The organism is Pseudomonas sp. S44, assembly GCF_016624805.1.
GTDB lineage: Bacteria > Pseudomonadota > Gammaproteobacteria > Pseudomonadales > Pseudomonadaceae > Aquipseudomonas > Aquipseudomonas machongensis.
Map to the genome: position 1 here is coordinate 54,269 of NZ_JACVTY010000003.1, position 14,953 is coordinate 69,221.

Genomic DNA, 14,953 nt, shown 5'->3' on the forward strand with positions numbered 1-14,953 from the left:
GCCACTGCACAGGTAACTCGACATGGCTGACCTGAAGATCCGCAACCTGCAAAAAGGCTTTGATGGCCACGCCATCATCAAGGGCATCGACCTGGACGTACACGACCGTGAATTCGTGGTGTTCGTCGGGCCATCCGGCTGTGGCAAGTCGACCTTGCTGCGCCTGATCGCCGGCCTCGAAGAGGTCAGCAGCGGCAGCATCACCCTCGATGGCGTCGACATCACCGACACCGCCCCGGCCAAGCGCAACCTGGCCATGGTGTTCCAGACCTACGCCCTGTATCCGCACATGACCGTGCGCAAGAACCTGTCGTTCGCCCTGGACCTGGCGGGGGTGGCCAAGGCCGAAGTCGCCAGCAAGGTCGACAACGCCGCGCGCATTCTCGAACTGCAACCGATGCTCGAACGCAAGCCGCGTCAGCTCTCTGGCGGCCAGCGCCAGCGGGTGGCGATCGGCCGGGCGATCGTGCGCAACCCGAAGATCTTCCTGTTCGACGAACCGCTGTCCAACCTCGACGCCGCCCTGCGCGTACAGATGCGCCTGGAACTGTCGCGCCTGCACAAGGAACTGGCGGCGACCATGATCTACGTGACCCACGACCAGGTCGAGGCGATGACCCTGGCCGACAAGGTGGTGGTGCTCAACGCCGGTCGCATCGAGCAGGTCGGCTCGCCGCTGGAGCTGTACCACCATCCGGCCAACCTGTTCGTTGCAGGCTTCCTCGGCACGCCGAAGATGGGCTTCCTGCGCGGGCACCTGAGCCGCAACCAGGGCAACCAGTGCGAGGTCGCCCTCGAGTGCGGCGCCCGCATCGTCCTGCCGCTGTGCGCTGGCGATCTGGCCACCGGCAGCCAGATCACCCTGGGCATCCGCCCCGAGCACCTGAGCATCAGCCGCAGCGGTCACGGCGAGCATGGCTCGCTACAGGTCACCGCCGATGTCAGCGAGCGCCTGGGCAGCGACAGCTACTGCCACGTGCGCAGTGCCTCCGGCGAGATGCTCACCGTGCGGGTGCGCGGCGACTTCGCGCCCGAGTACGGCGAGCAACTGGAACTGAGCTTCGATCCGGCGCACTGCCATCTGTTCGACAGCACCGGCAAGGCCCTGGACAAACGACTGCAACAGGCGGCCTGAGCCGTCTTCAAGGATTTTTCGATGAAACTCAACCAGCGCAATCTCGACAAGCTGGCGGCCGCGGTCGCACGCCCCGCCTATGACCCGGCGCAACTGCGCCAGGGCATCGTGCACATTGGTGTCGGCGGCTTCCATCGTGCCCACCAGGCCGCCTATACCGACGCCCTGATGAACCGCGGCGAAGCCCTCGACTGGGCGATCTGCGGCGCCGGCCTGCGCAGCGAAGACCGCGCCATGCGCGACGCCCTGGCCAGCCAGGACCATCTCTACACCCTGTTCGAGCTGGGCGAAAACCCCGACACCGAGGTGCGTGTGATCGGTGCCATCAGCGGCATGCTGCTGGCAGAAAGCGACAGCCAGGCATTGCTCGACAAACTTGCCGACCCGGCCATCCGCATCGTCTCGCTGACCATCACCGAGGGCGGCTACTGCATCGACGACAGCACGGGCGAGTTCCTCGAGAACCTGCCGATGATCCAGCACGACCTGGCCAGGCCTGACCAGCCGCACAGCGTGTTCGGCTTTCTCTGCGAGGCCCTGCGCCGTCGCCGCGAGGCCGGCACCCCGGCGTTCACGGTGATGTCCTGCGACAACCTTCCACATAACGGCGACGTGGCGCGCAAGGCACTGCTGGCCTTCGCCCACCTGCTCAACCACGACCTGGCCCAGTGGATCGACCGGCACGTCAGCTTCCCCAACGCCATGGTCGACCGCATCACCCCCATGACCAGCGACGAACATCGCCGCCAACTGGCCGAGCGCCATGGCGTCGAGGACGCCTGGCCGGTGGTCTGCGAGCCGTTCCTGCAGTGGGTGCTGGAAGACAAGTTCGTCAGCGGTCGCCCGGCCTGGGAGAAGGTCGGCGTGCAGTTCACCGACGACGTCACGCCCTATGAAGAGATGAAGATCAAGCTGCTCAACGGCAGCCACCTGGCGTTGACCTACCTGGGCTTCCTGCAGGGTTATCGCTTCGTCCACGAGACCCTCGCCGACGACCTGCTGCGCCGCTACATGCGCACCTTCATGGACCAGGACGTCACCCCGCAACTGGCGCCAGTGCCGGGCATCGAGCTGACGCACTACAAGGACAGCCTCACCGAGCGCTTCTCCAACCGCGCCATCGCCGACCAGCTGGAGCGGGTGTGCTCGGACGGCTCTTCGAAATTCCCCAAGTTCATCGTGCCCACCGCCAACCGCCTGATCGCCGACGGCAAGCCACTGGAGCGCGTGGCGCTGGTAGTCGCAGCCTGGGCGCTGTACCTGGGTGGCAAGGATGAAAAGGGCAATGTCTACAGCATTCCCGATCCGCGCGCGGCACAGTGCCAGGCCCGTGTCGTCCAGCGCGAAGGGCTGGCCGCCCGGGTGCTGGGCGACGAGGCGATCTTCGGCACGGCGATCCCCAACTCGCGGGCCTTTGTCGAGGCCTTCGAGCGCCTGTACGACAGCTTGCGTGAAGTCGGCGTGAGTGAAACCCTGCGCCGGGTACTGGGCGACTGAGACGGAGCACGGCGATATGGACGGACTGTTCCTCGGCATCGACTGCGGCACCCAGGGCACCAAGGCCCTGGTGCTCGACGCAGGCAGCGGCCGTGTACTGGGGCTGGGCAGCGCGGCACATGCGGCGCCGCAGGGCGACCACGGGCGCCGCGAACAGGATCCGGCAGACTGGCTGCAGGCGCTGCGCACGGCGGTAGCCAATGCCCTGGCCGACGCAGGGGTCGGCGGCCATGCCATCCGCGCACTGGCCGTGTCTGGCCAGCAACACGGCCTGGTGATGCTCGACGACCAGGGCCGAGTGCTGCGCCCGGCCAAGCTCTGGTGCGACACCGAGACCACCGCGGAAAACGACGAATTGCTGGCCGCCCTCGGCGGCGCCGCAGGCTCGCTGGAGCGCCTGGGGCTGGTGGTCGCGCCGGGCTATACGCTGTCAAAGCTGCTGTGGAGCCAGCGCCATCACCCCGCGCTGTTCGCCCGCGCCGCACACCTGCTGCTGCCTCACGACTACCTCAACCATTGGCTCACCGGCCGTGCCTGCAGCGAACCTGGCGACGCCTCGGGCACCGGCTACTACGATGTGCGCAATCGCACCTGGGCTGCCGATGTGCTGGCGCTGATCGAGCCCGGCAAGCGCCTGCTGGCGGCACTGCCCGAGCTGGTCGAACCCGGCGACTGCATCGCCACCCTGCAGCCCTCGGCAGCCCGGGCGCTGGGCCTGGACACTGGCGCCTGGGTGGCCAGCGGTGGGGGCGACAACATGCTCGGCGCCATCGGCACCGGCAACATCCATCCCGGCATGATCACCCTCAGCCTGGGCACCTCCGGCACCCTTGCCGCACACCTCGACGAGCCACACGTCAGCCCCCACGGTGAAGTCGCGACCTTCTGCGGCTCATCCGGCGGATGGCTGCCGCTGATCTGCACCATGAACCTCACCAGCGCCTGCGCCCTGGTGCAAGACCTGTTGCAGCTTGACCTGTCGGCGTTCAGCGAGCTCGCCGCACAAGCCCCCGTCGGCGCCGAAGGCCTGTTGCTGCTGCCATTCTTCAATGGCGAACGCGTGCCGGCACTGCCCGAGGCCAGCGCCAGTCTGCACGGCATGACCAGCAGTAACCTGACCCGCGCCAACCTCTGCCGGGCGGTGCTCGAAGGCACCTGCTTCAGCCTGCGCTATGGGCTCGACCTGTTGCGCGCCAGTGGCCTGCAGGGCCAGGAGATCCGCCTCGTCGGCGGCGCGGCGAAAAGCCCACTGTGGCGCCAGACGCTCGCCGACCTGCTCGGCCTGCCGGTGGTGTGCCCGCGCCAGACCGAAGCCGCCGCCCTGGGCGCTGCCATCCAGGCCGCCTGGAGCCTGGGCCGAAAGCTCGGCGAAGGAGACAGCCTGCAGGCCCTGTGCCAGCGCTGCGTCGAACTCGACGAAAGCCCCCGCACCACACCCCGGCCCGCACACCAGGCGGCCTACGAAACAGCCTATCAACGTTATCTTTCGCATCTGCCTGCGCACTGATCGCAGGTATCCTGCCCGCTTACTTCGTTTCGGAGAATTTCATGTACCTGGTCTGTGGCGAAGCCCTGTTCGATGTGTTCAGCCTGGATGACAGCCCGCGCAGCAGCGAGCTGGGTTTCAAGGCGATTGCCGGCGGCTCGCCGTTCAACGTCGCGGTCGGCCTGCGCCGGCTGGGCGTGGAGTCGGCGTTGTTCGGCGGGCTGTCCAGCGACTACCTGGGCGCACGCCTGCGTCGGGTGCTGGAAGAGGAAAAGGTCGATTGCAGTTACCTGGTGACCAGCGATGCACCGACCACCCTGGCCATGGTCGGGCTGGATGCCAACGGCTCGGCGCAGTACCAGTTCCGCGGCGAAGGCTGCGCCGACCGGCAGGTGCGCCTCGAGCACCTGCCGGCGCTCGATGAACAGGTGCGCGGCCTGCACGTGGGCTCCTACACCCTGGTGGTCACGCCGGTGGCGGATACATTACTGGCGCTGGTGCAGCGCGAAAGCGCACACCGGCTGATCAGCCTCGACCCCAATGTACGCCTCAACCCGCAGCCCGACGTGGCGTTGTGGCGACGCCAGGTGCAAGCCTTCGCGGCCCACGCCCACCTGATCAAGGCCAGCGAGGAAGACCTCGCGCTGCTCTATCCGGATCGCACGCCGTCCGAGGTGGCCCGTGGCTGGCTGAACGACCGCTGCCGACTGGTGTTCATCACCCACGGAGCAGACGGCGCCAGCGTGCATTGCGCGCACGGCTCATGGACACAACCGGCGGATGCCTCGCTGACGGTGCAAGACACAGTCGGTGCTGGCGATACCTTCCAGGCGGCGGTGCTGAGCTACCTCGCCCGCCTGGGGGCAGACAGCCCTGCCGGGCTGGCGGCGCTTGAACGCGAGACGATCGATGGCATGCTGGGCTTTGCCATTCGTGCGGCGGCGATCACCTGTTCACGGGTCGGGCCGGATCTGCCGTTTGCGCATGAGCTGTAGGGCTCACGCCGTTACGCGCCACGGATACACCGTCGGAAAACCACGCGCGTCGCCTGCCGTCATTGGCCGCGCAACCAGGAAGCCCTGCACGTAGGCGCAGCCGCTGTCGCGCAACCACTGCGCCTGGGCGTCTGTTTCCACGCCCTCGGCGATCACCGTGATGCCGTAGTCGGCGCACAGCGCGATGACACTGCGCACCAGCGCCGTATCGACCTTCGAATCGGGCAGCCGGGCGACCAGGTGGCGGTCGAGCTTCAGGGTGTCGATCGGCAGGTCGCGCAGCATGCGCAGCGAGCAATCCCCTGCGCCGAAGTCATCCAGCGCCACGCGCACGCCCAGTTCGCGCAAACGCTTCACCTGCTTGGCCGCCGCGTCGATGTCGTACATCAACGAGGTTTCCGCCACCTCCACTTCCAGTTGCGCAGGCTCCAGGCCGTACTCCTGGATCGCCCGCCGCAGTTCATCGACCAGGTTCGGCTGGGTGAACTGCGCGCGGCTCAGGCTGATACCCAGCACTACATCGTCGGCGAACACCTGACGCCACTCGTGACGCTGGGACGCGCCCTTGCTGTAGATCCAGCTCGCCAGCCGATGGATGAGACGCGCCTCCTCCAGCAACGGAATGAACAGCCCCGGCGGCACATCGCCGACACTGGGGTGCTGCCAGCGCAGCAGCGCCTCGAAGCCACGCAGGCGTCCGTCGGCGAACCCCACCTGTGGCTGGTAGACCAAGGTGAAGTCCTTGTGCTCGATGGCGGTACGCACACTATCCTCGAGCATCAGCCGCGAACGCGCGCGGCCGTTGAGCTCCTGATCATAGAAGCGATACTGCTGGCGCCCGGCGCGCTTGGCGGCATACATCGCCGCATCGCCAGCGCGCAGCAGGCCTTCGACGGTGGCGCCGCAATCGGGGTAGGTGGCGATGCCGATACTGACGCCAAGAATGACATCCTGGCCGTCCACCTGCGGACAGCTGGACATGCGCTCGATCAGGGTCTCGGCGTACCGGCCTGCGTGCTCCGCATAGGGCAAGCCATCGAACAACGCCGTGAACTCATCGCCGCCCATGCGCCCGAGCAACGCCTGGCTGCCCAGGCAGTCCTTGAGTTGTTCGGCGACCCAGCGCAAGACCTGGTCGCCCGCCTCGTGGCCCAGTGAATCGTTGATTCGCTTGAAACCATCCAGATCCATGTACATCAAGGCCTGGACCTTGCCGGATCGTGCGTTGTGCAGCAATGCACCTTCTGCCGTCTGGTAGAAACCGCGGCGGTTGAGCAGGCCGGTCAGCGGGTCGGTCACCGCCTGGTGTTGCAGTTGCTGGTGCAGGCTGCGCACCACCGACATGTCCAGTACGGTCACCACCATGGCCTTCTGTTCAGGGGGCAACGGCGCGCACGACAGCGCCACCGGAATCAGCGGCCCCTCGGGCGGACGCAACTGGGCATCGTGCACGCGGAAGATCTGCCGCCCAAGGTAAGCCTGGTAGAAGTCCGAGTCGCGCCACAACGCGGCGCTGGGCAGTTGGATCAGGTCCAGGAGATGGGCGCCCTGCAGTTTGTCCACCGTCACCTGCAGCAGACGCGAGATGGCGGGGTTGGCAAAACTGATATCACCCGCCTCGTCGACCACCAGGATACCCTCGGCGGCGTTCTCCAGAATCGAGGCATTGAATGCACGGGCCGACTCCAGTTCACGGCTCAGTCGCTGCAGCATGCGGCGGTTGCGCTGCTGTTCGAGCAGGGCCTGCACCTTGGGCTTGAGGATCTGCGGATCGAAGGGCTTGAACAGGTAATCCACCGCGCCACTGGCATAGCCCTTGAGCACGGCAGCTTCGGACTGTTCATTGGCGGTAAGGAAGATGATCGGGGTCAGGCGCGTGCGTTGGCTGCCGCGCATCAAGCGGGCGACCTCGAAGCCATCCATCTCGGGCATCTGTACATCGAGCAGGACCAGGTCCACTTCGTGTTCCAGCAACGTGCTCAGTGCTTCCATCCCTGAGCTTGCAGTGAGTACTTGCCAATCCTGTCGAGCCAGCAAGGCCCGCATGCTGATCAGGTTTTCCGGGTAGTCGTCGACTACCAGCAGTACTGAGCTGCCTTCCGGTGCCGCGGGTTGAGCTCCATCCATGCCGCTTCTCTTGTCCGACCGACTTCGTCTTGTAATTGGATCCGATTCTCTACTCTAGACGCGACTTTGCAGGACGCAATGCAATCAGTTCGCTATCAATGGTTAAAGTGAAAATAGCCGACTAATGGTCAGCGCGCCTTGGCTTTCGCGTATCTGCCACCGTCCGGCCATAAAAAAACCCGCATTTCTGCGGGTTTCTTCCAGACCATCAGCGGATCAGTTGACCTTTGCGGCCAGCTCGCCCTTGGCGTAACGCAGGTACATCTCATCCAGCGAAACCGGCTTGATCTTCGACGCGTTGCCAGCGGTACCGAAGGCTTCGTAACGCGCGATGCAGATGTCACGCATGGCTTCGACGGTCTTGGCGAAGTACTTGCGCGGGTCGAACTCGGACTTGTTCTGCTCCAGGAAGCGACGAATCGCGCCAGTGGACGCCAGACGCAGGTCGGTGTCGATGTTGACCTTGCGCACGCCGTGCTTGATGCCTTCGACGATCTCTTCGACCGGCACGCCGTAGGTCTCTTTGATGTCGCCGCCGAACTCGTTGATGATCGCCAGCCAGTCCTGCGGAACCGACGAGGAACCGTGCATCACCAGGTGAGTGTTGGGGATACGCTGGTGGATCGCCTTGATGCGGTCGATCGCCAGGATGTCGCCGGTAGGCGGCTTGGTGAACTTGTAGGCGCCGTGGCTGGTGCCGATGGCGATGGCCAGGGCATCGACCTGGGTCTTCTTGACGAAGTCGGCAGCCTCTTCCGGGTCGGTCAGCATCTGGCTGTGGTCCAGGATGCCTTCGGCGCCGACGCCGTCTTCTTCACCGGCCTGGCCGGTTTCCAGGCTGCCCAGGCAACCCAGCTCGCCTTCCACCGATACACCGCAAGCGTGGGCGAATGCCACGGTCTGCTGGGTGACGCGCACGTTGTACTCGTAGTCGGACGGGGTCTTGCCGTCTTCACGCAGCGAGCCGTCCATCATTACCGAGCTGAAGCCCAGCTGGATCGAGCGCTGGCACACGTCAGGGCTGGTGCCGTGGTCCTGGTGCATGCACACCGGGATGTGCGGGAATTCTTCGATCGCCGCCAGGATCAGGTGACGCAGGAAGGGAGCACCGGCGTACTTGCGAGCACCGGCGGAGGCCTGGACGATGACCGGAGAGTCGGTCTTGTCGGCGGCTTCCATGATGGCGCGCATCTGCTCGAGGTTGTTGACGTTGAAAGCTGGAACGCCGTAGCCGAACTCGGCGGCGTGGTCCAGCATCTGGCGCATGCTAATGAGTGCCATTGTGTATCTCTCTCCCGACAAGCGTCGTTGTTTCGTGCAAGCCTGCCGCAGGGGCGGTTGCTGTTCAAGTAGTTGTGGACCACCGTCGCGGTCCGGCCAATCACGGTGCCTTGCAGCCCCGCCCAATCAGATCGTTGGTCGCTTCCCAGTACACCAGGCCTTCATTACCCTTGGTGTGGAAGGCAAGCACGCCATCGCTGTACAGCGCGCCCGAGGCGCCGGGCTCGGCCTTGAGCCGGTAGACCTGGTCAGCGCCGCCGAGGCGAACGTCGACCGACTGCTGCGAGGTGTCGGCGAAGCGCCACAGCACTTCGGCCTGGCTGTCGCAGACCCAGCGGGTCCAGTTGTCCGTCGCGGCAGGTTGCGACGGTTGCAGCAGGGAGCAGCCTGCCAGGGTCGCCAGGGCCAGTACGGCCAGCAGCGCTTTCATTGAGTATCCTCGCTTCGAGGCCAGGGTGTGACCTTCTGTTCAAGACCACAAAACAGCCCATCGGTTGCCCGCTGTCCGATCAAGGGCAGCCAGGCGCCTTGCGCTGGTGTTCTTCGTCGTACTTCTCAAGCCCGTCCGGCCCCAGGCGCTTGTTGATCACCGGTACCGTCTCCGCCTGCCACTGCGACTGGTAACAGCCGCCCTTTGGCTCGCCGGCGGGCTCGCTTTGCGGGGCGCCACCACTGGAGCAGGCACCCAGCAACAAGGCCACGATCATCACAGGCAATTGCTTGACCATCAGGTCGCTCCCTTTGCCAGGCGCCGTCACTATCAGGCCTTGGCCCGTTCTTCCAGGATTGCCACGGCAGGCAGGACCTTGCCCTCGACGAATTCGAGGAACGCACCGCCACCGGTAGAAATGTAGGAGATATCAGCCCCGACGCCATACTTGTCGATGGCCGCCAGGGTGTCGCCACCACCCGCGATGGAAAACGCGGCGCTTTCGGCGATGGCCTTGGCCAGCACTTTAGTGCCGTTGCCGAACTGGTCGAACTCGAACACACCGACCGGGCCGTTCCACAGGATGGTCTTCGACGACTTCAGCAGCTCGGCGAAGTTGGCGGCGGTCTGCGGGCCGATATCGAGGATCATGTCGTCGGCGGCCACGTCAGCAATAGCCTTGACGGTGGCTTCGGCGCTCTCGGCGAACTCCTTGGCAACGACCACATCGACCGGCAGCGGTACGCTGACCTTGGCGGCGATGGCCTTGGCGGTCTCGACCAGGTCAGGCTCGTACAGCGACTTGCCGACCGGGTGACCGGCCGCGGCGAGGAAGGTATTGGCGATGCCGCCGCCGACGATCAGCTGGTCGCAGACGGTCGACAGGCTGTTGAGCACGTCGAGCTTGGTCGAGACCTTGGAGCCGGCAACGATGGCCGCCATGGGTTTGGCCGGCGCCTTCAGGGCCTTGCCCAGGGCGTCCAGCTCGGCCGCCAGCAGCGGGCCAGCAGCGGCGACCTTGGCGAACTTGGCCACACCGTGGGTGGAACCCTCGGCGCGGTGGGCGGTGCCGAAGGCGTCCATGACGAACACGTCGCACAGGGCGGCGTACTTCTGCGCCAGCTCGTCGGCGTTCTTCTTCTCGCCCTTGTTGAAGCGTACGTTTTCGAACAGCACCACCTCACCGGCCTTGACCTCGACGCCGTCGAGATAGTCGGCGACCAACGGCACCGCACGGCCCAGGGCCTTGCTCAGGTAGTCGGCGACCGGCTTGAGGCTGTTTTCCTGGGAGAACTCGCCCTCGGTCGGGCGGCCCAGGTGCGAGCAGACCATCAGCGCAGCACCCTTTTCCAGGGCCAGCTTGATGGTCGGCAGCGCAGCCAGGATACGCGCATCGCTCGTTACCACACCGTCCTTCACAGGCACGTTGAGGTCTTCGCGGATCAGTACGCGCTTACCTTGCAGGTCGAGGTCGGTCATCTTCAACACGGTCATGAATGCAGTCCTTCAGGGCTGTTTGCTGCGGGTTTGGTGGACGACGTGCAGATAATGTTCGGCAACGTCGAGCATACGGTTGGCGAACCCCCATTCGTTGTCGAACCAGGCCAGCAGGTTCACCAGGCGGGGGCCTGAGACGCGGGTCTGGCTGGCATCGACGATGGCCGAATGCGGGTCATGGTTGAAATCACAGCTGGCATGGGGCAGTTCGGTGTAGGCCAGCAGGCCTTTGAGCGGGCCGTCCAGCGCCGCCTCGCGCAGCACCCGGTTGACCTCGGCAGCCGTAGTGTCACGGGCAGTCTGCAGGGTGATGTCCAGGCACGAGACGTTGACGGTCGGCACGCGTACCGCTTTGGCCTGGATTCGCCCGGCAAGTTCCGGCAACAGGCGCTCGATGCCGCGCGCCAGACCAGTGGACACCGGGATCACCGACTGGAACGCCGAACGGGTACGGCGCAGGTCTTCGTGGTGGTAGGCGTCGATCACCGGCTGGTCGTTCATCGCCGAGTGGATGGTGGTGATCTGCACGTACTCGATGCCGAAAGCCTGGTCCAGCACGCGCAGCAGCGGCACGCCGCAGTTGGTGGTGCAGGAGGCGTTCGAGACCAGCAGTTCGTCGCCGGTCAGGCGATGCTGGTTGATACCGTAGACCACCGTGGCATCGATGTCCGCCTCGCTGGCCATCGGCTGCGAGAACAGCACGCGCGGCGCACCGGCTTCGAGAAAACGCTGGCCATCGGCGCGGGTGTTGTAGGCGCCGGAGCACTCCAGCACCAGGTCGATGCCCAGCGCGGCCCAGTCGATGCCTTCAGGGGTGGCACTGCGCATGACTTTCACGCAGTCGCCATTGATATGCAGACAGTCGCCGTCAACTCTCACCTCGCCGGGGAACCGCCCGTGGGTGGAGTCGAAGCGCGTCAGGTACTCCAGGCTGGCCTGGTCGGCCAGGTCATTCAACGCAACGATCTCGAAACCGGCCTTCGCCCCCCGCTCGAACAGTGCGCGCAGGACACAGCGGCCAATGCGGCCGTAACCGTTGAGTGCAACTTTGTAGGGACGAGGGTGGGACATTCAGCGCTCACGAAACAGATCGATTGTCGTCAGTCTGCAGGATTTGCGGTGCGGCATTCGCGGGCAAGCCCGCTCCCACAAGGTAAATTGCAACCTCTGTGGGAGCGGGCTTGCCCGCGAACAAGGGCGACACCGCCCGCAGATCGTTACATCAGTCTTCCAGCAGCTCTTCGGCGGTACCCAGGATGTTCTCCAGGGTGAAGCCGAACTCCTCGAACAGCGCGGCGGCCGGGGCCGATTCGCCGTAGGTGGTCATGCCGATGACGCGGCCTTCGAGGCCGACGTACTTGTACCAGAAGTCGGCATGGGCAGCTTCGATGGCGATACGCGCACCGACTTCCAACGGCAGTACCGACTGCTTGTAGGCAGCGTCCTGGGCGTCGAACACGCTGGTGCTTGGCATCGACACGACGCGGACCTTGCGGCCCTGCTCGCTGAGCTTGTCGAACGCCTGGACCGCCAGGCCCACTTCGGAACCGGTGGCGATCAGGATCAGCTCAGGCTCGCCGGCGCAGTCCTTGAGCACGTAGCCGCCACGGGCGATGTCGGCGATCTGCTGGGCGCTGCGCTCCTGGTGCTGCAGGTTCTGACGCGAGAAGATCAGCGCCGAAGGGCCGTCCTTGCGCTCGAGGGCGGCTTTCCAGGAAACGGCCGACTCGACCGCGTCACCCGGACGCCAGGTGTCCAGGTTCGGCGTGCTGCGCAGGCTGGTCAGTTGCTCGATCGGCTGGTGGGTAGGGCCGTCTTCACCCAGACCGATGGAGTCGTGGGTGTAGACGTGGATGACGCGTTGCTTCATCAGGGCCGACATGCGCACCGCGTTGCGGGCATATTCCATGAACATCAGGAAGGTGGCGCCGTAAGGCACCAGGCCGCCGTGCAGGGCCACGCCGTTCATGATGGCGGTCATGCCGAACTCGCGCACGCCGTAGAACACATAGTTGCCGCTGGCGTCATTGGCCTCGACACCCTTGCACCCTTTCCACAGGGTCAGGTTGGAACCGGCCAGGTCCGCCGAACCACCGAGGAACTCGGGCAGCAGCGGGCCGAAGGCGTTGAGGGTGTTCTGGCTGGCCTTGCGGCTGGCGATGGTCTCGCCCTTGGCGGCGACTTCATTGATGTAGGCCTGGGCCTTCTCGGCGAAGTCGGCCGGCAGGTCGCCAGCAGTGCGGCGCTTGAACTCGGCGGCGAGTTCAGGGAAGGCCTTGGCGTAGGCGTCGAAGCGCTGGTTCCACTCGGCTTCGGCCTTGGCACCGGCTTCCTTGGCGTCCCACTCGGCGTAGATGTCGGCCGGGATTTCGAACGGGCCGTGGTTCCAGTTCAGTTCCTTGCGGGCCAGGGCGATTTCGTCGTTGCCCAGCGGCGCGCCGTGGCAGTCTTCCTTGCCCTGCTTGTTCGGCGAGCCGAAACCGATGATGGTCTTGCAGCAGATGAGGGTCGGACGGTCGCTCTTGCGCGCGGTCTCGATCGCCATCTTGATTTCTTCGGCGTCGTGGCCGTTGACGTTGCGGATGACCTGCCAGTTGTAGGCTTCGAAGCGCGCCGGGGTGTTGTCGGTGAACCAGCCGTGGACTTCGCCGTCGATGGAGATGCCATTGTCGTCGTAGAAGGCGACCAGCTTGTTCAAGCCCAGGGTGCCGGCCAGCGAGGCGACTTCGTGGGAAATACCTTCCATCATGCAGCCATCGCCCAGGAACACGTAGGTGTTGTGGTCGACGATCTGGTGGCCTTCACGGTTGAATTGCGCTGCCAGCACTTTCTCGGCGAGGGCGAAACCGACCGCGTTGGCGATGCCCTGGCCGAGCGGGCCAGTGGTGGTCTCGACGCCTGGGGTGTAGCCATATTCCGGGTGGCCCGGGGTACGGCTGTGCAGTTGGCGGAACGCCTTCAGGTCATCGATGGACAGGTCGTAGCCGGTCAGGTGCAGCAGCGAATAGATGAGCATCGAGCCATGGCCGTTGGACAGCACGAAGCGGTCACGGTCGGCGAAATTCGGGTTGCTCGGGTTGTGCTTGAGGTAGTCGCGCCAAAGCACTTCGGCGATATCCGCCATGCCCATGGGGGCACCTGGATGGCCGCTGTTGGCCTTTTGCACGGCATCCATGCTGAGGGCACGAATGGCGTTGGCACGATCACGACGGCTGGGCATCGCTTATCTCCTGAGGCTTGAATAAGTGGTGAAACGAAAAAAGGCGGCCATTTTCGCCCACTGGGGGCCTTGGGGGCAATGACGGATGGTCGCAGTCGGGGATTTTTCCTGCGATTGGCTGGCACTTCGGGTAAAAAACGTGGGACCGGCGTCGTGCTTTGCGCGAGTGAACCCACCCACACGCCTCCCGGAGGCAGGCATCAGCCATCCATCAGGCAATATCAAAACTTTTTGATATTGCCTTGCCAGGGCAACGATGCCTGTCTAGACTGCCGCCCCATGAACCTGCGTGCGCAAGCGATACCCCAGCAAAGCGACGCACTGGCTGCCCTGTGCAAGGCCAGTGGCGATGCGCTGCGCCTGAATGTCCTGCGCGCCCTGGCCAGCGACTCGTTCGGCGTACTGGAGCTCGCGCAGATCTTCGACATCGGCCAGTCCGGCATGAGCCACCACCTCAAGGTGCTGGCCCAGGCCGAACTGGTGGCCACGCGCCGCGAAGGCAATGCGATCTTCTATCGCCGCGCCCTGCCCGACAGCCTGCGCCAGGGCGGGCGCCTGCACGCGGCCCTGCTCGAAGAAATCGACGAACTGGCCCTGCCGGACGACGTGCAGGCGCGTATTGCCCAGGTGCAGCAGCGCCGCGCGGCCACCAGCCAAGACTTTTTCCAGCGCGTCGAAGAGAAATTCCGTGCCCAGCAGGACCTGATCGCCGGCGTACCGCAATACCGCGAAAGCCTGCTGTCCCTGCTCGACAAGCTGAGCTTTGGCAGCGACGCCAGCGCCCTGGAGGTTGGCCCCGGCGATGGCGGCTTCCTGCCCGACCTGGCGCAGCGCTTCGCCCAGGTCACGGCGATGGACAACAGCCCGACCATGCTCGAGCTGGCGCGCCAGGTCTGCGAACGTGAAGGCCTGGATAATGTAATCCTGCAGTTGGCCGATGCATTGGGTGCAACGGATGTGAAAGCCGACTGCGTTGTGCTGAACATGGTCCTGCACCATTTCAGCGACCCGGCCCTGGCCTTGCGCCTGCTGGCCAAACGGGTGAAGGCAGGCGGCAGCCTGCTGGTCACCGAGCTGTGCAGCCATGACCAGGGGTGGGCGCGGGACGCCTGCGGCGACCTCTGGCTGGGCTTCGAGCAGGACGACCTGGCCCGTTGGGCCAATGCTGCGGGGCTGACCCCAGGGGACAGCCTCTATGTTGGCTTGCGTAACGGTTTCCAGATTCAGGTCCGCCATTTCCAGCGGGCCGCTGGCGACACACACATCGGTAAATTTTAGGAACCCC

General features: G+C 65.1%; 12 protein-coding genes. 5 read left to right on the forward strand and 7 right to left on the reverse strand.

All coding sequences use genetic code 11. The features are described 5' to 3' along the window. Positions 1-22 precede the first annotated feature (22 nt). From IAE40_RS04395 to IAE40_RS04410, 4 genes are read left to right on the forward strand one after another with little or no spacing between them, the layout of a single operon-like run. Positions 23-1,135 carry an ABC transporter ATP-binding protein gene (locus IAE40_RS04395; RefSeq protein ID WP_200602737.1) on the forward strand — a complete coding sequence of 371 codons (1,113 nt, stop codon included), beginning with the start codon at positions 23-25 and terminating at the stop codon, positions 1,133-1,135. A 21-nt stretch (positions 1,136-1,156) separates the two neighbouring features. Continuing rightward, on the forward strand, positions 1,157-2,632 hold the full coding sequence (locus tag IAE40_RS04400; protein ID WP_200602738.1) for a mannitol dehydrogenase family protein: 1,476 nt from the start codon (positions 1,157-1,159) through the stop codon (positions 2,630-2,632). Between the two features lie 16 nt (positions 2,633-2,648). After that, positions 2,649-4,139 (forward strand): xylulokinase, encoded by a 1,491-nt coding sequence (gene xylB, locus IAE40_RS04405; RefSeq protein ID WP_200602739.1) that lies wholly within the window; start codon positions 2,649-2,651, stop codon positions 4,137-4,139. A gap of 41 nt (positions 4,140-4,180) precedes the next feature. Beyond that, positions 4,181-5,113: a carbohydrate kinase family protein gene (locus tag IAE40_RS04410; protein ID WP_197892006.1), complete on the forward strand. Its 933-nt coding sequence runs from the start codon at positions 4,181-4,183 to the stop codon at positions 5,111-5,113. A 3-nt stretch (positions 5,114-5,116) separates the two neighbouring features. Here the strand turns inward: IAE40_RS04410 and IAE40_RS04415 are convergent, their stop codons facing one another. The 7 genes from IAE40_RS04415 to tkt form a co-directional block, all read right to left on the reverse strand. Next, a complete protein-coding gene (locus tag IAE40_RS04415) occupies positions 5,117-7,240 on the reverse strand; it encodes a putative bifunctional diguanylate cyclase/phosphodiesterase (protein WP_200602740.1) in 2,124 nt (707 codons plus the stop codon). A 216-nt stretch (positions 7,241-7,456) separates the two neighbouring features. Continuing rightward, on the reverse strand, positions 7,457-8,521 hold the full coding sequence (gene fba / locus IAE40_RS04420; RefSeq protein WP_009399343.1) for a class II fructose-bisphosphate aldolase: 1,065 nt from the start codon (positions 8,519-8,521) through the stop codon (positions 7,457-7,459). A 100-nt stretch (positions 8,522-8,621) separates the two neighbouring features. After that, positions 8,622-8,951 carry an MliC family protein gene (locus IAE40_RS04425; protein ID WP_197892010.1) on the reverse strand — a complete coding sequence of 110 codons (330 nt, stop codon included), beginning with the start codon at positions 8,949-8,951 and terminating at the stop codon, positions 8,622-8,624. 79 nt (positions 8,952-9,030) lie between these two features. Continuing rightward, the gene (locus IAE40_RS04430; RefSeq protein WP_371105668.1) at positions 9,031-9,282 is read right to left on the reverse strand and encodes a hypothetical protein; all 252 of its coding nucleotides are present in this window, start codon (positions 9,280-9,282) and stop codon (positions 9,031-9,033) included. After that, entirely contained in the window at positions 9,282-10,445 is a 1,164-nt protein-coding gene (locus IAE40_RS04435; RefSeq protein ID WP_063546513.1) for a phosphoglycerate kinase, read from the reverse strand. The genes IAE40_RS04430 and IAE40_RS04435 overlap by 1 nt, the downstream gene beginning before the upstream one ends. 12 nt (positions 10,446-10,457) lie before the next feature. Continuing rightward, positions 10,458-11,519 (reverse strand): erythrose-4-phosphate dehydrogenase, encoded by a 1,062-nt coding sequence (epd, locus tag IAE40_RS04440; protein ID WP_153774251.1) that lies wholly within the window; start codon positions 11,517-11,519, stop codon positions 10,458-10,460. Positions 11,520-11,670: 151 nt separating this feature from the next. Further along, entirely contained in the window at positions 11,671-13,668 is a 1,998-nt protein-coding gene (tkt, locus tag IAE40_RS04445) for a transketolase (RefSeq protein WP_197892012.1), read from the reverse strand. A gap of 279 nt (positions 13,669-13,947) precedes the next feature. Here tkt and IAE40_RS04450 point away from each other — a divergent pair, with 279 nt between their 5' ends. Next, positions 13,948-14,946, forward strand: a complete 999-nt coding sequence (locus tag IAE40_RS04450; protein WP_200602741.1) for a metalloregulator ArsR/SmtB family transcription factor — start codon at positions 13,948-13,950, stop codon at positions 14,944-14,946. The last annotated feature ends 7 nt before the right edge of the window (positions 14,947-14,953 follow it).

What these genes read in the sequence shown, in the direction of transcription:
- IAE40_RS04415 (WP_200602740.1), bottom strand. Translation starts at nt 7,240, where the DNA reads ATGGATGGAGCTCAACCCGCGGCACCGGAAGGCAGCTCAGTACTGCTG.
- xylB (WP_200602739.1), top strand. Translation starts at nt 2,649, where the DNA reads ATGGACGGACTGTTCCTCGGCATCGACTGCGGCACCCAGGGCACCAAG.
- IAE40_RS04450 (WP_200602741.1), top strand. Translation starts at nt 13,948, where the DNA reads ATGAACCTGCGTGCGCAAGCGATACCCCAGCAAAGCGACGCACTGGCT.
- IAE40_RS04395 (WP_200602737.1), top strand. Translation starts at nt 23, where the DNA reads ATGGCTGACCTGAAGATCCGCAACCTGCAAAAAGGCTTTGATGGCCAC.
- fba (WP_009399343.1), bottom strand. Translation starts at nt 8,521, where the DNA reads ATGGCACTCATTAGCATGCGCCAGATGCTGGACCACGCCGCCGAGTTC.
- epd (WP_153774251.1), bottom strand. Translation starts at nt 11,519, where the DNA reads ATGTCCCACCCTCGTCCCTACAAAGTTGCACTCAACGGTTACGGCCGC.
- tkt (WP_197892012.1), bottom strand. Translation starts at nt 13,668, where the DNA reads ATGCCCAGCCGTCGTGATCGTGCCAACGCCATTCGTGCCCTCAGCATG.
- IAE40_RS04400 (WP_200602738.1), top strand. Translation starts at nt 1,157, where the DNA reads ATGAAACTCAACCAGCGCAATCTCGACAAGCTGGCGGCCGCGGTCGCA.
- IAE40_RS04410 (WP_197892006.1), top strand. Translation starts at nt 4,181, where the DNA reads ATGTACCTGGTCTGTGGCGAAGCCCTGTTCGATGTGTTCAGCCTGGAT.
- IAE40_RS04435 (WP_063546513.1), bottom strand. Translation starts at nt 10,445, where the DNA reads ATGACCGTGTTGAAGATGACCGACCTCGACCTGCAAGGTAAGCGCGTA.
- IAE40_RS04425 (WP_197892010.1), bottom strand. Translation starts at nt 8,951, where the DNA reads ATGAAAGCGCTGCTGGCCGTACTGGCCCTGGCGACCCTGGCAGGCTGC.